The 14,257-nt window shown below is 74.2% G+C and carries 12 protein-coding genes; 8 read left to right on the top strand and 4 right to left on the bottom strand.

Annotated elements, in window-relative coordinates; translation table 11 throughout:
- Positions 1-48: 48 nt before the first annotated feature.
- The 4 genes from AW27_RS08610 to AW27_RS08595 are packed head-to-tail and all read right to left on the bottom strand — an operon-like array spanning position 49 to position 3,048.
- Entirely contained in the window at positions 49-1,059 is a 1,011-nt protein-coding gene (locus tag AW27_RS08610) for a slipin family protein (RefSeq protein WP_078557020.1), read from the bottom strand.
- 57 nt (positions 1,060-1,116) lie between these two features.
- Complete coding sequence (locus tag AW27_RS08605) at positions 1,117-2,019, bottom strand: aminoglycoside phosphotransferase family protein (RefSeq protein ID WP_037928501.1); 903 nt, start codon at positions 2,017-2,019, stop codon at positions 1,117-1,119.
- A gap of 16 nt (positions 2,020-2,035) precedes the next feature.
- Positions 2,036-2,509: a ferritin-like domain-containing protein gene (locus AW27_RS08600; protein ID WP_052031273.1), complete on the bottom strand. Its 474-nt coding sequence runs from the start codon at positions 2,507-2,509 to the stop codon at positions 2,036-2,038.
- On the bottom strand, positions 2,506-3,048 hold the full coding sequence (locus AW27_RS08595) for a hypothetical protein (RefSeq protein ID WP_037928504.1): 543 nt from the start codon (positions 3,046-3,048) through the stop codon (positions 2,506-2,508). The genes AW27_RS08600 and AW27_RS08595 overlap by 4 nt, the downstream gene beginning before the upstream one ends.
- A 156-nt stretch (positions 3,049-3,204) precedes the next feature.
- Between AW27_RS08595 and rimP the strand changes: the two genes are divergently transcribed.
- The 8 genes from rimP (at position 3,205) to AW27_RS08555 (ending at position 14,222) form a co-directional block, all read left to right on the top strand.
- Positions 3,205-3,717 (top strand): ribosome maturation factor RimP, encoded by a 513-nt coding sequence (gene rimP / locus AW27_RS08590; RefSeq protein WP_037928507.1) that lies wholly within the window; start codon positions 3,205-3,207, stop codon positions 3,715-3,717.
- 2 nt (positions 3,718-3,719) lie between these two features.
- Positions 3,720-4,730, top strand: coding sequence for a transcription termination factor NusA (gene nusA, locus AW27_RS08585; protein ID WP_037928509.1), 1,011 nt, complete (start codon positions 3,720-3,722; stop codon positions 4,728-4,730).
- Between the two features lie 146 nt (positions 4,731-4,876).
- A complete protein-coding gene (locus AW27_RS08580; RefSeq protein WP_030844383.1) occupies positions 4,877-5,164 on the top strand; it encodes a YlxR family protein in 288 nt (95 codons plus the stop codon).
- Positions 5,165-5,313: 149 nt separating this feature from the next.
- On the top strand, positions 5,314-8,397 hold the full coding sequence (gene infB, locus AW27_RS08575; RefSeq protein WP_304949849.1) for a translation initiation factor IF-2: 3,084 nt from the start codon (positions 5,314-5,316) through the stop codon (positions 8,395-8,397).
- Between the two features lie 185 nt (positions 8,398-8,582).
- Positions 8,583-8,876, top strand: coding sequence for a DUF503 domain-containing protein (locus AW27_RS08570; protein WP_037928515.1), 294 nt, complete (start codon positions 8,583-8,585; stop codon positions 8,874-8,876).
- Between the two features lie 34 nt (positions 8,877-8,910).
- Positions 8,911-9,360 carry a 30S ribosome-binding factor RbfA gene (rbfA, locus tag AW27_RS08565; protein ID WP_037928518.1) on the top strand — a complete coding sequence of 150 codons (450 nt, stop codon included), beginning with the start codon at positions 8,911-8,913 and terminating at the stop codon, positions 9,358-9,360.
- The gene (gene truB / locus AW27_RS08560; protein ID WP_037928521.1) at positions 9,357-10,292 is read left to right on the top strand and encodes a tRNA pseudouridine(55) synthase TruB; all 936 of its coding nucleotides are present in this window, start codon (positions 9,357-9,359) and stop codon (positions 10,290-10,292) included. The genes rbfA and truB overlap by 4 nt, the downstream gene beginning before the upstream one ends.
- 237 nt (positions 10,293-10,529) lie before the next feature.
- On the top strand, positions 10,530-14,222 hold the full coding sequence (locus tag AW27_RS08555; protein WP_037928524.1) for a trypsin-like peptidase domain-containing protein: 3,693 nt from the start codon (positions 10,530-10,532) through the stop codon (positions 14,220-14,222).
- Positions 14,223-14,257 lie beyond the last annotated feature (35 nt).

Here is a 14,257-nt window from a genome sequence, read left to right as displayed (position 1 = left end):
GCGAACGCCTTCCTCCCCTTCCCCGTTCCTCGCGAGGGCCGGAGGGCCTCAGGCGGCGTCCTCGCGCGGGCCGCCCCGACGGACGGACGCCTCTTGCCGCGGCGGCTCGTCCGGTCGTGCCGGTCGTGCCGGTCGTGCCGGTCGTGCGGGTCGCGCCGGTCCGAGGGCCGGACTCTCCGCCGCCGGGTCGACGGCCGGCGGGTCCTCGGCCCCCGGAGTGTCGACCTCGGCCGGCCCGGGGCCTTCGGAAGCCGGGCCGGCCGAGGCCGGTTCCGCCCGCGCCGGAGCCGCCGCGGCAGGTGGGGCGGCGCGCTCCAGGAAGCGCAGCAGCTCCACCGGGAACGGCAGGACCAGCGTGGAGTTCTTCTCGGCGGCGACCGCGACGACCGTGTGCAGCAGGCGCAGTTGGAGCGCCGCCGGCTGCTCCGACATCACCTCCGCTGCCTCGGCGAGCTTGTGCGAGGCCTGCAGTTCGGCGTCCGCGTTGATCACGCGGGCCCGGCGCTCACGGTCGGCCTCCGCCTGCCGCGCCATCGACCGCTTCATCGTCTCCGGCAGCGACACGTCCTTGATCTCGACCCGGTCGATCTGCACCCCCCAGCCCACCGCCGGGCTGTCGATCATCAGCTCCAGGCCCTGGTTGAGCATCTCCCGGTTGGAGAGCAGGTCGTCCAGGTCGGACTTTCCGATGATCGACCGCAGTGAGGTCTGGGCCATCTGGGACACGGCGAAGCGGTAGTCCTCCAACGCCACGACCGCGCTCGCCGGGTCCACGACCTTGAAGTACACGACCGCGTCCACCCGCACGGTGACGTTGTCCCGGGTGATGCCCTCCTGTGCGGGCACCGGCAGCGTCACGATCTGCATGTTCACCTTGCGGAGCCGGTCGATCACGGGAACGATCACCGTGAAGCCGGGAGGTCGTACCTGCTCCCGCAGCCGACCGAAGCGGAACACCAGGCCCCGCTCGTACTGCTTCACCACGCGGGCCGCCGCACCCAGGTAGACGGCGGCGCCCACGCCTGCGGCGACCACCGCTGTCAGCAGTTCCTCGACCATGACGGCCCCCTGCCGGACATATCGCTCTCTTTACGGTATGCCCAAAGAGGTCTCCGGCTACAACCAGGCGGCGAACTCCAGCAGCAGTTCCGCGTCCCGGCGCCGTCCGGCGGCCAGGGCACGGTGGCCCGATTCCACGGCCCGGAAGAGCGTCCAGCCCCGCAGCCGGTCCCGGTCCACGTCCAGCGCGTCCGCCAGCTTGTTCACCCGGCGCCGGGCTCCCGCCGCTCCGGCGGAGGAGGCGACCTGGTCCTCCAGCCGGTCCCTGACCAGCCGCGCCAGGTCGTACGCCCGCTCGCCGACCAGCGGGTCGGGGCCCACCGCCAGCCACGGCGCCCGCTCGCCCGCCAGGACCTTGCCCTGCCGGAAGTTCCCGTGCAGCAGCAGTTCCTCCGGCGGGGCCGCCACCAGCTCCTCCCGCAGGGCCAGGGCGGCGTCGGCGAGTGCGCGGGCCTCCGCCGGGGCCTCCCGCAGGGCCTGCGACTGCCGCGCGGTGCGTTCGGCCACCGACTCCCAGCCGTGCCCGGCGGGCGGCGCCACCCACAGCCGGCGCAGTGTGCCGGTCGCCTCCAGCTGGGCCTTCGCCTCCGGCAGGGACCGCAGCGACACCTCCGCGTGCAGCCGCTCCAGCAGCAGGGCCCCGTCGTCCTGGTGGTGGCGGGTGTCGAGGACGCGTACGGCGCCGAAACCGCCCCAGTGCGCCAGCGCGGCCAGCTCCCGGTCGGGCCGGGCGTGCGGGGGCGCCAGCTTCAGGGCGGCCGGGGTCCCGTCCGGGTAGGCGACGAGGACGACCAGACTGCTGCGGCCGCCCGGGGCCTGCACCCGCTGGGCCCGTACCCCCCGCCGGGAGAGCGCGGCCTCGGTGAGCCCGGGCAGCCGCCCCAGCCAGTCCGCGTCCTGCGCCGTCTCCGGCGTCTCGCCGAGCGCCCGTACAAGCCGCTGCGGCGGTTCGAAAGCCATGCGTGCGGGGTCCCTTTCAGCTGGTGAGGGCTCGCTCTGCGCGTTCCGCGAGCCCAGGGAAGGCTACGCCGACACCGCGCCAGCGTGCCGCGCGGACCGCCGCGCCGCTCAACGCGTCGGCCGCCTCGCGGCGCAGCGGGCCTTCCGCAGCCCGCACCAGATCGGAGTACGCGCCGGCCACCCGGTCCTCGATCACCGCGGCCAGCCGCTCGGCGTCGGAGGGATCGCGCACCTCGAACGGTAGGGCGTACGCGGCCTCCGAGGGTCGGGGCGCACCGCCCAGCTCGCGCACGGTCCGGGCCAGCGCGTCACGCCGCGCGAGGTGGTCGCCGTACGCCTCCCGGGCCTCCGTGGCCCGGGCGCCGGCGGTCCGCGCGCCGATCACCCCGTAGCCGTACGCGGCCGCGTGCTCGGCGGCGAGGGCCGCCTGGGCGGCCTCCAGGGCGGGTCCGACGGGGGCGGGTCCGGTGGGGGAGGGTCCGTGCTTCACGCCGTGGCTCCGGGGTCCGAGGTCAGCAGGTGGACGTGCACGGCGCCGCAGGCGGCCACCGAGGCCAGCAGCCGGGCCAGCTCGCCGGGCGCCCCGGCCAGGTCGATGGTCCGTGTCTCGGACAGGCTCCGCTCGGCGTCGGCGAGCGCGGTCAGGGCCTCGGCGGGCTTCGCGGGCACCGGCCCGCCCCCTGCCGCGGGCGCGGCGGCCCCCGTACCGCCGGACGGCGACGCAGAGGGGGACGGCGATCCCGCCCCAGCGGGGGAGAGGGCGGAGGCGTGCGCGGCGACGGCGGCGCGCAGCGGAGCGAGCCGCGCGGTCAGGTCCGGATGGACGGCGGCGGTGGCGTCGTAACGTTCCAGCAACCGGGCGCTGTCACGAACGGCCGCCTCCCGCATCCGCCGTTCGAGTGAAACGGCGGGCTCGGCGACCGCCGGGCGGCCGTCGGTGCACCCGGTCAGCAGCGCGACACCCGCCGCGCCGGCGGCACCGGCGAGCAGGCTCCTGCGCGAAGGTCTGGAATGCGGAGTCCAGGGCACGGCGACGTCCTCGTGGTGTGGGGCGGGGCAGGGTGTGATCACGGTACCCGGGGCCCTCCGCACAGGGCGGACGGCAACACCCTCCGACACCGGATACCCTTTGACCTGACACACGACGGAAACCACAACAGCACACGCGGCCGAGGAGTCACCCGGATGAGCACCACCCAGAGCGACAGGCTGCGCGGACTGCTGGAGCCGCTCGTCGCCGCCAAGGGCCTGGACCTCGAAGAGATCGAGCTGTCGCGCGCGGGCAGGCGCCGGATGCTGCGGATCATCGTGGACTCCGACGAGGGCGTGGAGCTGGACGCGTGTGCCGAGCTGAGCCGTGAGGTCTCCGACAGTCTCGACGCATCCGACGTGATGGGCGAGGACGAGTACGTCCTCGAGGTGAGCTCCCCGGGCGCGGACCGTCCGCTGACCGAGCACCGCCACTACGTACGGGCCATCGGCCGCCTCGTGAAGTTCCAGCTGTCCGCCGAGGACGGCAAGGGCGCCGGCGAACTGGTCGCCCGGATCCTCGACGTCGACGACGAGGGCATGGACCTCGAAGTACCGGGCGTGAAGGGCCGCAAGGCGACCGCCCGCCGCATTGCTTTCACCGACATCGCCAGGGCGCGTGTCGAGATCGAGTTCAACCGCAAGGACAAGAAGGAAGAGGAGGCGTAGCCGTGGACATCGACATGAGTGCCCTGCGGGGTCTGGTCCGGGAGAAGGAGATCTCCTTCGACCTGCTCGTCGAGGCGATCGAGTCGGCCCTCCTCATCGCGTACCACCGCACCGAGGGGAGCTTCCGCCGCGCCCGCGTCGTGCTGGACCGCACCAACGGTCACGTGGTCGTGTGGGCGACGGAAGACCCGAGGGACCTCGAAGAGGGGCAGGAACCCAAGGAGTTCGACGACACGCCGTCGGACTTCGGCCGCATCGCCGCGACGACCGCGAAGCAGGTGATCCTCCAGCGTCTGCGCGACGCCGAGGACGACCTGACCTTCGGCGAGTTCGCCGGCCGTGAGGGCGACGTCATCACCGGCGTCGTGCAGCAGGGCAAGGACCCCAAGAACGTCCTCGTCGACATCGGCAAGCTGGAGGCCATCCTGCCGGTGCAGGAGCAGGTCCCCGGTGAGGAGTACCCGCACGGTCTGCGCCTGAAGGCGTACGTCGTGCGCGTGGCGAAGGGTGTCCGCGGTCCGTCCGTGACCCTCTCGCGCACCCACCCGAACCTGGTGAAGAAGCTGTTCTCGCTGGAGGTCCCGGAGATCGCCGACGGCAGCGTCGAGATCTCGGCGATCGCCCGTGAGGCCGGTCACCGCACCAAGATCGCCGTCCGGTCCACCCGTTCGGGCCTGAATCCCAAGGGTGCCTGCATCGGCCCGATGGGCAGCCGCGTGCGCAACGTGATGGCCGAACTGCACGGCGAGAAGATCGACATCGTCGACTGGTCGGACGACCCGGCGGAGATGGTCGCCAACGCGCTGTCACCCGCCCGGGTGAGCAAGGTCGAGGTCGTCGACTGGGACTCCCGCTCCGCCCGGGTGACCGTGCCCGATTACCAGCTGTCCCTGGCCATCGGCAAGGAGGGCCAGAACGCCCGCCTCGCAGCGCGGCTCACCGGCTGGCGCATCGACATCCGTCCCGACACCGAGGCGTCCCCGGACGCGGAGCGGGACCGGGGCGGGGAATAAACCGTTACCGGCCGGGGCTGTCCCGACGGTAGACAGGGTTCACACGGCCGCTGCCCGGGCAGCGGATCAGGACAACACAACGTCCGTTCGGTCTCTCCTCCGATACTTGTCGGGGGAGAGGTCGGTGCGGGGAGGTAGACTTAGGCGTGTCTGGCCGGACGCAAGCCCGCGCATGCCCCGAACGCACCTGTGTGGGGTGTCGGGAGCGAGCGGCCAAGAGCGATCTGCTGCGGATCGTGGCGATCGAGGACGAATGCGTCCCCGATCCTCGCGGTACGCTGCCCGGCCGGGGTGCGTACGTGCACCCTGCCGTGGTCTGTCTCGACCAGGCGGTCCGCCGACGCGCGTTCCCCCGGGCCCTCCGGTCCGCCGGAGCGCTCGACACGGCGAACCTGCGCAATGCCGTGGCCGGGAAAGCCGGGACCACAGCGTAGAGAAGTAGTACGGCACGGATACCCCGTGCGGTCAGGTACCTCGCGAGTTGGAAGTAGGTCGAGATTGCGATGAGCACTCGATGAGTACGCGATGAGTACGCCCATGAAGTAGCGACGGTCCGGCGTAACCCGGACCTAAAAGGAGCGAAGTGGCTAAGGTCCGGGTATACGAACTCGCCAAGGAGTTCGGGGTGGAGAGCAAGGTCGTCATGGCCAAGCTCCAAGAACTCGGTGAATTCGTCCGTTCGGCGTCCTCGACGATCGAGGCGCCGGTTGTACGCAAGTTGACTGACGCACTGCAGGGGCCCGGCGGCAACGCCGGCAAGTCCGCTGCGAAGCCCGGCGCGCCCCGCAAGGCCGCGCCCGCCAAGCCCGCAGCGCCGTCCCCGGCCGCTGCGGCACGTCCCGCTGCCCCGAAGCCCGGCGCACCGGCCCCCAAGCCGGCCGCTGCCGAGGCCCCGGCCGCAGCCCCCGTGACGCCCGCCTCCCCCGGCCCGCGTCCCGGCCCGAAGGCTTCGGCCGCCCCGAAGCCCGCTCCGGCGGCGCCCGTGGCGACCGAGTTCTCCGCGCCTCCGGCGGCTCCGGCCGCCCCGGCGCGTCCCGCCGCGGCCCCCGGTCCCCGTCCGGCGCAGCAGCGTCCGGCGGCCCCGGGTCAGGGCGGTGCCCGTCCCGGTGCCCCGCGCCCGTCCGGTGCCACCCCCGGTGCCCCGCGCCCCGGCGCGACCCCCGGCGGCCAGGCCCCGCGTCCGCAGGGCGCCCGTCCGGCCGGTCCCCGTCCGGGCAACAACCCGTTCACCTCTGGTGGCTCCACCGGTATGGCGCGCCCGCAGGCGCCCCGTCCGGCCGGCGGCCCGCGTCCCGGTGCCCCCGGCGCCGGCGGCCAGGGTGCTCCCCGTCCGCAGGGCGGCCCCGGCGGCGCTCCGCGTCCGCAGGGTCCCGGCGGCGCCCGTCCGACCCCGGGCGGCATGCCCCGCCCGCAGGGCGGCGCTCCGCGTCCGGCCCCCGGCGGCAACCGTCCGAACCCGGGCATGATGCCGCAGCGTCCCGCTGCCGGTGGTCCCGGTCCCCGTCCCGGCGGCGGTCCCGGTGGCCGTGGTCCCGGTGCGGGCGGCCCCCGTCCCGGCGGCGCCGGTCGTCCCGGCGGCGGCTTCGCCGGCCGTCCGGCCGGTCCCGGCTCGCGTCCCGCGGGCGGCGGCTTCGGCGGTCCCCGTCCGGGCGGCGGCTTCGGCGGCGGCCCGGCCGGCGCCGGCGGCGGCGGTCGTCCCGGCTTCGGCGGTCGTCCCGGCGGTCCCGGTGCCCGTGGCGGCACGCAGGGTGCCTTCGGCCGTCCCGGTGGTCCGGCCCGTCGCGGCCGCAAGTCGAAGCGTCAGAGGCGCCAGGAGTACGAGGCCATGCAGGCCCCGTCCGTGGGCGGCGTGATGCTGCCCCGCGGCAACGGCGAGACCGTTCGCCTGTCGCGCGGTGCGTCCCTGACCGACTTCGCGGAGAAGATCAACGCCAACCCGGCGTCGCTGGTCGCGGTCATGATGAACCTCGGCGAGATGGTCACTGCCACGCAGTCCGTCTCCGACGAGACCCTCCAGCTCCTCGCGGGCGAGATGAACTACGAGGTTCAGATCGTCAGCCCGGAGGAGGAGGACCGCGAGCTCCTGGAGACCTTCGACATCGAGTTCGGCGAGGACGAGGGCGGCGAGGAGTACCTGCTGCCGCGTCCGCCGGTCGTGACCGTCATGGGTCACGTCGACCACGGTAAGACCCGACTGCTCGACGCCATCCGCAAGACGAACGTCGTCGCGGGCGAGGCCGGCGGCATTACGCAGCACATCGGTGCGTACCAGGTCACCACCCAGGTCAACGACGAAGACCGCAAGATCACCTTCATCGACACCCCGGGTCACGAGGCGTTCACCGCCATGCGTGCCCGTGGTGCCAAGTCGACCGACATCGCGATCCTCGTGGTCGCGGCCAACGACGGCGTCATGCCGCAGACGATCGAGGCGCTCAACCACGCCAAGGCCGCCGGCGTCCCGATCGTGGTCGCGGTCAACAAGATCGACGTCGAGGGTGCCGACCCGACCAAGGTCCGCGGTCAGCTCACCGAGTTCGGTCTGGTCGCCGAGGAGTACGGCGGCGACACGATGTTCGTCGACATCTCCGCCAAGCAGGGTCTGCACATCGACTCCCTGCTGGAGGCCGTCGTCCTCACCGCCGACGCCTCGCTCGACCTGCGCGCCAACCCGGAGCAGGACGCTCAGGGTATTGCGATCGAGTCCCACCTCGACCGCGGCCGCGGTGCCGTCGCCACCGTCCTCGTCCAGCGCGGTACCCTCCGCGTCGGCGACACGATGGTCGTGGGCGACGCCTACGGCCGTGTGCGCGCCATGCTCGACGACAAGGGCAACAACGTCGAGGAAGCGGGTCCCTCGACCCCCGTCCTGGTCCTGGGTCTCACCAACGTCCCCGGCGCCGGCGACAACTTCCTCGTCGTCGACGAGGACCGCACGGCCCGCCAGATCGCCGAGAAGCGTGCTGCGCGCGAGCGCAACGCCAACTTCGCCAAGCGCGTGCGCCGTGTGTCCCTGGAGGACCTCGACTCCGTGCTCAAGGCCGGTCTGGTCCAGGAACTCAACCTCATCATCAAGGGCGACGCGTCCGGTGCGGTCGAGGCCCTCGAGTCCTCGCTGCTCCAGCTCGACGTCGGTGAAGAGGTCGACATCCGGGTCCTGCACCGCGGTGTGGGTGCGGTCACCGAGTCCGACATCGCCCTGGCGATGGGCTCCGACGCCATCGTCATCGGCTACAACGTCCGTGCTGCCGGCCGCGCCGCGCAGATGGCGGACCGCGAGGGCGTCGACGTCCGCTACTACTCGGTGATCTACCAGGCCATCGAGGAGATCGAGGCGGCCCTGAAGGGTCTCCTCAAGCCGGAGTACGAAGAGGTCGAGCTCGGTACGGCGGAGGTCCGCGAGATCTTCCGCTCGTCCAAGCTGGGCAACATCGCCGGTGTCCTCATCCGGTCCGGCGAGGTCAAGCGCAACACCAAGGCGCGCCTGCTGCGCGATGGCAAGGTCATCGCGGAGAACCTCACCATCTCCGGTCTGCGCCGCTTCAAGGACGACGTCACCGAGATCCGCGAAGGCTTCGAGGGCGGTATCAACCTCGGCTCCTTCAACGACATCAAGGTCGACGACGTCATCGCGACGTACGAGATGCGCGAGAAGCCCCGCGCGTAAGCGCGAGGCGGTTCGCACCGTGTCGTAACGCGTAACACCGGGGCCGGTCGGCGGAATATCCGTCGATCGGCCCCGGCCGTTGCGTGTACGGTTCTGGTGACCCGGCCGCACGAGCGCCGGGTGATCCTGCCGGGCGACGGCCCGGCAGGCCATCGAACCCGCACCGGCGGGACATCCGGAACTGCATGTACGTGGGGACTCTGTCCTTCGACCTGCTCCTCGGCGACGTCCACTCGCTGAAGGAGAAACGCTCCGTCGTCCGGCCCATCGTCGCCGAGCTCCAGCGGAAGTTCTCCGTGAGCGCGGCAGAGGTGGGCGACCAGGATCTGCACCGCAGGACCCGCATAGGGGTCGCGCTGGTGAGTGGGGACGCGGGGTTCCTCTCGGACGTACTGGACCGCTGCGAGCGGCTGGTCGCGGCACGTCCCGAAGTGGAGCTGCTGTCCGTGCGACGGCGCCTCCACGGTGATGAAGACTGATTGCTTGTCTGCAAGAAAAGAAGGAGACGGACCAGTGGCCGACAATGCGCGGGCGAAGAAGCTGGCGGACCTCATCCGGGAGGTGGTGGCGGAGAAGCTGCAGCGCGGTGTCAAGGACCCCCGCCTCGGTACGCACGTGACCATCACGGACACCAGGGTCACCGGCGACCTGCGGGAGGCCACGGTCTTCTACACGGTCTACGGCGACGACGAGGACCGCGCCAGTGCGGCGGCGGGCCTGGAGAGCGCCAAGGGCGTTCTGCGCTCCGCGGTGGGCCGGGCGGCGGGGACCAAGTTCACGCCCACCCTGACCTTCGTGGCGGACGCCCTCCCGGAGAACGCCCGCACCATCGAGGACCTCCTCGACAAGGCGCGCGCCTCCGACGCCCAGGTGCGGGAGGTGTCCTCCGGCGCCCAGTACGCCGGCGACGCCGACCCGTACAAGAAGCCCGGCGAGGACGACGAGGACGCAGCCGCGGAATGAGCACCAATGCAGGGAAGACGCCTGGCGGTCCCTCCCGGCCCGAGGCCGGGGGCGGACTCGTCATCGTCGACAAGCCCGCAGGCTTCACCTCGCACGACGTGGTCGCCAAGATGCGCGGGATCGCCAAGACCCGCCGCGTCGGCCACGCCGGCACCCTCGACCCGATGGCGACCGGCGTCCTGGTCCTCGGAGTGGAGAAGGCCACCAAGCTCCTCGGCCACCTCGCGCTCACGGAGAAGGAGTACGTCGGCACCATCCGCCTGGGACAGAACACCCTGACGGACGACGCCGAGGGCGAGATCACCACCTCCACGGACGCCACCGGGGTCACCCGGGACGCCGTGGACGCGGGCGTCGCCAAGCTCTCGGGCGAGATCATGCAGGTCCCGTCCAAGGTCAGCGCCATCAAGATCAAGGGCGTACGCTCCTACAAGCGCGCCCGCGACGGCGAGGACTTCGAGATCCCGGCCAGGCCGGTGACCATCTCGTCGTTCCAGGTGTACGACATGCGGGAGGCGGAGGCCGAGGACGGCACCAAGGTCGTCGACCTCGTCGTCTCCGTGGTCTGCTCCAGCGGGACGTACATCCGGGCCCTCGCCCGCGACCTCGGCGCCGACCTCGGCGTCGGCGGACACCTGACCGCGCTGCGCCGCACGCGGGTGGGCCCGTACAAGCTCGACCGCGCCCGGACCCTGGACCAGCTCCAGGAGGAGCTGACCGTCATGCCGATCGGGGAGGCGGCCGCGGCGGCCTTCCCGCGCTGGGACCTGGACACCCGGCGGGCGTCGCTGCTCGCCAACGGCGTGCGGATCGACATGCCGGAGGAGTACGGGGACGGCCGTACCGTCGCGGTCTTCGGACCGCAGGGGCAGCTCCTCGGGCTCGTCGAGAGCAAGAACGGGAAGGCGAAGTCCCTCGCGGTCTTCGTCTGATCCGTTGACGTGGAGCGGTGAGCGCACGTGCCGTGCCGCTCACCGCTCCACGACCCCCCTCGGGTAGGTCTCTATCCACCCTGACACCGCTATTCACCCGTCCGAGCAGGCGCTCGGAGTGAATGGAGGGAGCGTAAGGGGGCGCGTTCGCCGCACGTGCTTTCCTGCCGATCTTGACCTGCCTACCGTCGTGAGCACGGGGTGCAGCGGGGGAGCGGTGCGGGGAGTGGTGCGGCCATGGCGGAACTCGTCACGATCTGCGATCCGGCGGGGCGCGAACGGGGCAGCGGGTTCGTCGCGGACGACCGCGGGACGGTCGTCACCAGCCACGAGGCCGTCGACGGCCTGTCCCGGGTCATGGTGCGGGCCTCGGGGCGGACCTGGCTGGCCGACGCGGCCGACGTGACCGAACTGCCCGGCGTCGCCCTGGCCCTCATCCGCACGGACGGACTCGGGGTGCGGCCGCTGCCGGTGGCGCAGCGCGAGGCGATCGATCCGGGGACCTACGTACGGGTGCCGGCGCAAGGCTGGCGGCAGGCGCGGGTACTGGGCGGCGCGCAGGTCACCTACCCGGCGGCCGGCGGGCTGCGGGTGTACGCGGTGCCCCCCGGAGCGGCGGTGGAGCTGGCGATCGGCACCGACGGCCGCGACGCGCTCGCACAGGGCGGGGAGGCCTGCGGGGCGCCGGTCCTGGACGCCGTCACCGGGGCGGTGCTCGCGGTACTGGGCACCGCTCTGCGCGCGGAGCACCGCCGCGGAGGCTTCGCGGTGGCGCTGCGGGCCGCGGCCGGCGCCGACCCGCGGGGCCCGTTGGCCGCGCTGCTGGAACGCAACGCGGCGGTCGTGCCGGGCCGCGGCGCCGACCTGAACCTCGCCGGGGCGCTGGAACTGACCGCGACCACCATGCGCTCCGCTCTCCTGCCCGACCCGCTGGTGGAGCGGCCCGCCATTGCCGCCGAACTGGAGGCCTTCACGACGGGGGACCGCCGGGTGCTGGGCCTCGTCGGGCACCCCGGCACGGGCCGCACCACGGAGCTGGCGGCGCTGGCCGCCCGCCGGGCGCGCGGCCCCCGACCCGCACCCACGCTGTGGCTGCGCGGGGCGGACCTGCACCCCGACGACACCTCCCTGGCGGATGCGGCGGCACGCGCCCTCACGGCGGCGTCGCACGTCGCCGCCGAGGGTCCCGTCGACCGGGCCCCGGCCGCACCGGAGGGCGACGGCCCCGGGGCCCGGTACGAACGGTCCCGGTCGGGCGAGTGGCGCAGCCGGGCGGCGCCCGACCCGGTCGGGTCCACACCGGGCGAGTCCGGGGGCCGGCCGGTGCCCGGCCCCCGGGGATCCCCGCCCGACGGGTGGCACGGACGGCCGGTGTCCGGCTCCGGCGGGACCTCGGCCAACCGGTGGCAACCGGACTCCAGCCGCGCGGACACGGCGGGAGACGGCGCGGGTCCGGCGGGTCCGGACACCGGAGGGGAGAACGGGGACCCCGAGGGAGTCGCCGTGCGGCTCGCCGGGGTCGTCGCCCGCGCCGGTCGGACCCTGCTCATCGTGCTGGACGCGCCCGAGGAGATGCCGCCCGGGCTCGCCCACCGGCTCGGGCCGTGGACCGAGGCCACCGACGCGTGGCTGAGCGGAACCGGGGCCCGCCTGGTCGTCGCCGCCCGCCCCGAGTACTGGGAGCGGGCCGGCGCCCTCCACCGGCCCGAGTCGCTGCACGTCCCGGCCCGGGCGGCCCGCCGACTGCCGCCCGCCCTCCTTCTCGGCGACCTCACCACCGCCGAGGCGGAGACCGCCCGGGCCCGCCTCGGCATCCCCGCCGACGCCGTCGGCGAGGCCGACGCCCGGCATCCGCTCACCCTGCACCTACTCGCCGGGATTCGCGCCGCCGAGGTCACCGCGGGCCGCCCCGGCCGCGACGAGGTGTTCGCCGCCCACCTGGACCTGCTGTGCCTGCGCAGCGCGGTCCGCATCGCCGCCGCAGGCACCGACGCCGGGGGCGCCCGCGTGCACGGGCCCGGTGTCAGGAGGCTCGCCGCCCGCGTCGCCGGCCGTGTGCACGAAGCGGCCCGCCGCTGCCTGGGACCCGGGCGGGGGCAACTGGACCGCGCCTCCTTCGAGGAACTGTTCCCGTGGCGCACCGGCTGGGCCTGCGCCGTCCTCGCCGAGGGCCTGCTGGAGCCCGCCGGGTCCGGCTACCGCTTCGCCCACGAGGAACTGTCCGACTGGATCCAGGCCTGCCACCTCGACGTCGCCACAGCGCTCGGTACCCTCGTCCACGGCCCCGCCCGGCCCGGGCCGGCCGTGCCCCGGCACCGTATCGGGCCCGTCCTGGAAGCCCTGCTCCGCCTTCCCCCGGACCGGCTGGGCGAGGAACTCACCCGGCTGGTCCGTGCCCTGGGCGGCTGCACCGACGTCCCGGCCGGGGTCCGGGCCGACGTCCGGACGGCAGTCCCGGCCGACGTCCCGGCCGACGGCGCCCGCGACGGTGACGCCGACCGCGCCTGGTGGGCCGACCGGCTGCTGCGCGAGACCTTGCTGCGCCTCCCCGACGCGCACCCCCACCTCGCCGTTCTGCACGCCCTCGCCGAGCACGTGGCCCGGGCCGGCCCGGGCGAGTACGACGGCTGGTTCTGGAACCGGCTCCGGCTGGCCGAGCCGGTCCGTCTCGACCTGCTGCGCCGCCTGCTGCCCGCGGACCCCGCCGAGGCGGTCCCCGGCGACCGCTACCTCGACGCCGTGGCCCGCCGACTGGTCCGGGATCCCCGGCGGACCCAGCCGCTGCTCTGCGCCTGGTTCGCCGACGGCCGCCGGCTGCGCGGACGCCCGGGGGCCACCGTCGCCACCGCCGCGCAGGCCCTGCTGCACACCCACCGCCACCTCGCCCCGGACGACCTCACCGAAGCGCTCGTCACCGCCGCGCACCCGCGCGCCGACGAGTTGCTCGCCGTACTCGCCGAGGAGGAGCCCTCCGCGCTGTGCCGGGCGGTGGACCGCTGGGCACACGACGAACGGCCCTCGCGCAGGGTCGCCGCAGCCGCCTACGGCCTCGCCACCGCCCCGCACGTCCGCACCCCCGCCGACCGGGAGCTGCTGCGCCGCGCGGCCCGGGCGCTACTCGCCCGCCCCGGTGACGCCACCCTGCACGGCAGTGCGCTCGCCGTGCTGCTGCGCGACCCGCAGGTGCGGGCCCGCTACCTGCCCGACGCCCTCGCGTCGTTCCGCGACCCCGAGCCCGGCTCCCGGCTGCCCGCCGCCGCGCTGGTCGCGGCCCTGCCTGTGCTGCCGGACCAGGACGCGGTACTCGCCGCCCTGCGGGACCGCGCCGACGGCGAGGTGCTGCGGTCCCTGGCCGAGCTGAACACGCCGGGGCTGGCCCGGCGCGCGGCCGAGCTCGTGAGGGAGCACCTGGCCCGTAGCCCCGGGGACGCGCCGCACGCCGCGGCGTTCGTGAACCGGCGGCTGGAGCAGGGGCCTGCAGCCGGCCCCGCGCTGCGCCCGCTCGTGCTGGACCTGCTGCGGACCGCGCCGGCCGGGGTGCGCGCGGAGCTCGCCGTCGTGCTGGGCGCGCCGGGCGGGGAGCACTCGCACGCGCTGCGCGGCGATCTGGCCGCCGTACTGCTGCGGGAGGAGAAGGACCCGCGGGTGCTGGACGCCTTCCTCGGTGCGGTCGCGGCCGGTGCCGCGGTACGCCCGGAGGAACGCACGCGGGAACTGCTGCGGCGCACCGGGCGGCAGCTGCTGGGGGTTCCCGGCGGTCCGGCCGTCTTCGAGCGGCGCACGGTGGAGCTGGCCCTGGCCCAGCCGGCCTTCGGGGAGCTCGTGGCCCGCTGGCTGGCCCAGGCGGCCACGGAGGCGGCGGCCCTGCTGGGGCCCGGTGCCCGGCGGGCGGTGGAGACGCTCGGCCGGGCCGCCGCGGATGTGACATGAGGACGGTCCGGCGGCCCCGCCGGGCCCGTCCGGCC

Source organism: Streptomyces sp. PCS3-D2 (assembly GCF_000612545.2).
In the GTDB taxonomy this organism is placed as follows: Bacteria; Actinomycetota; Actinomycetes; order Streptomycetales; family Streptomycetaceae; genus Streptomyces.
The sequence above is the reverse complement of the archived record's forward strand: the minus strand, read 5'-3'. Positions and strand labels throughout refer to the sequence as shown.

Bases quoted from the DNA above. Each gene is read 5' to 3' on its own strand.
- AW27_RS08555 (WP_037928524.1), top strand. From the start codon at position 10,530: ATGGCGGAACTCGTCACGATCTGCGATCCGGCGGGGCGCGAACGGGGC.
- AW27_RS08570 (WP_037928515.1), top strand. From the start codon at position 8,583: ATGTACGTGGGGACTCTGTCCTTCGACCTGCTCCTCGGCGACGTCCAC.
- truB (WP_037928521.1), top strand. From the start codon at position 9,357: ATGAGCACCAATGCAGGGAAGACGCCTGGCGGTCCCTCCCGGCCCGAG.
- AW27_RS08610 (WP_078557020.1), bottom strand. From the start codon at position 1,059: ATGGTCGAGGAACTGCTGACAGCGGTGGTCGCCGCAGGCGTGGGCGCC.
- AW27_RS08605 (WP_037928501.1), bottom strand. From the start codon at position 2,019: ATGGCTTTCGAACCGCCGCAGCGGCTTGTACGGGCGCTCGGCGAGACG.
- rimP (WP_037928507.1), top strand. From the start codon at position 3,205: ATGAGCACCACCCAGAGCGACAGGCTGCGCGGACTGCTGGAGCCGCTC.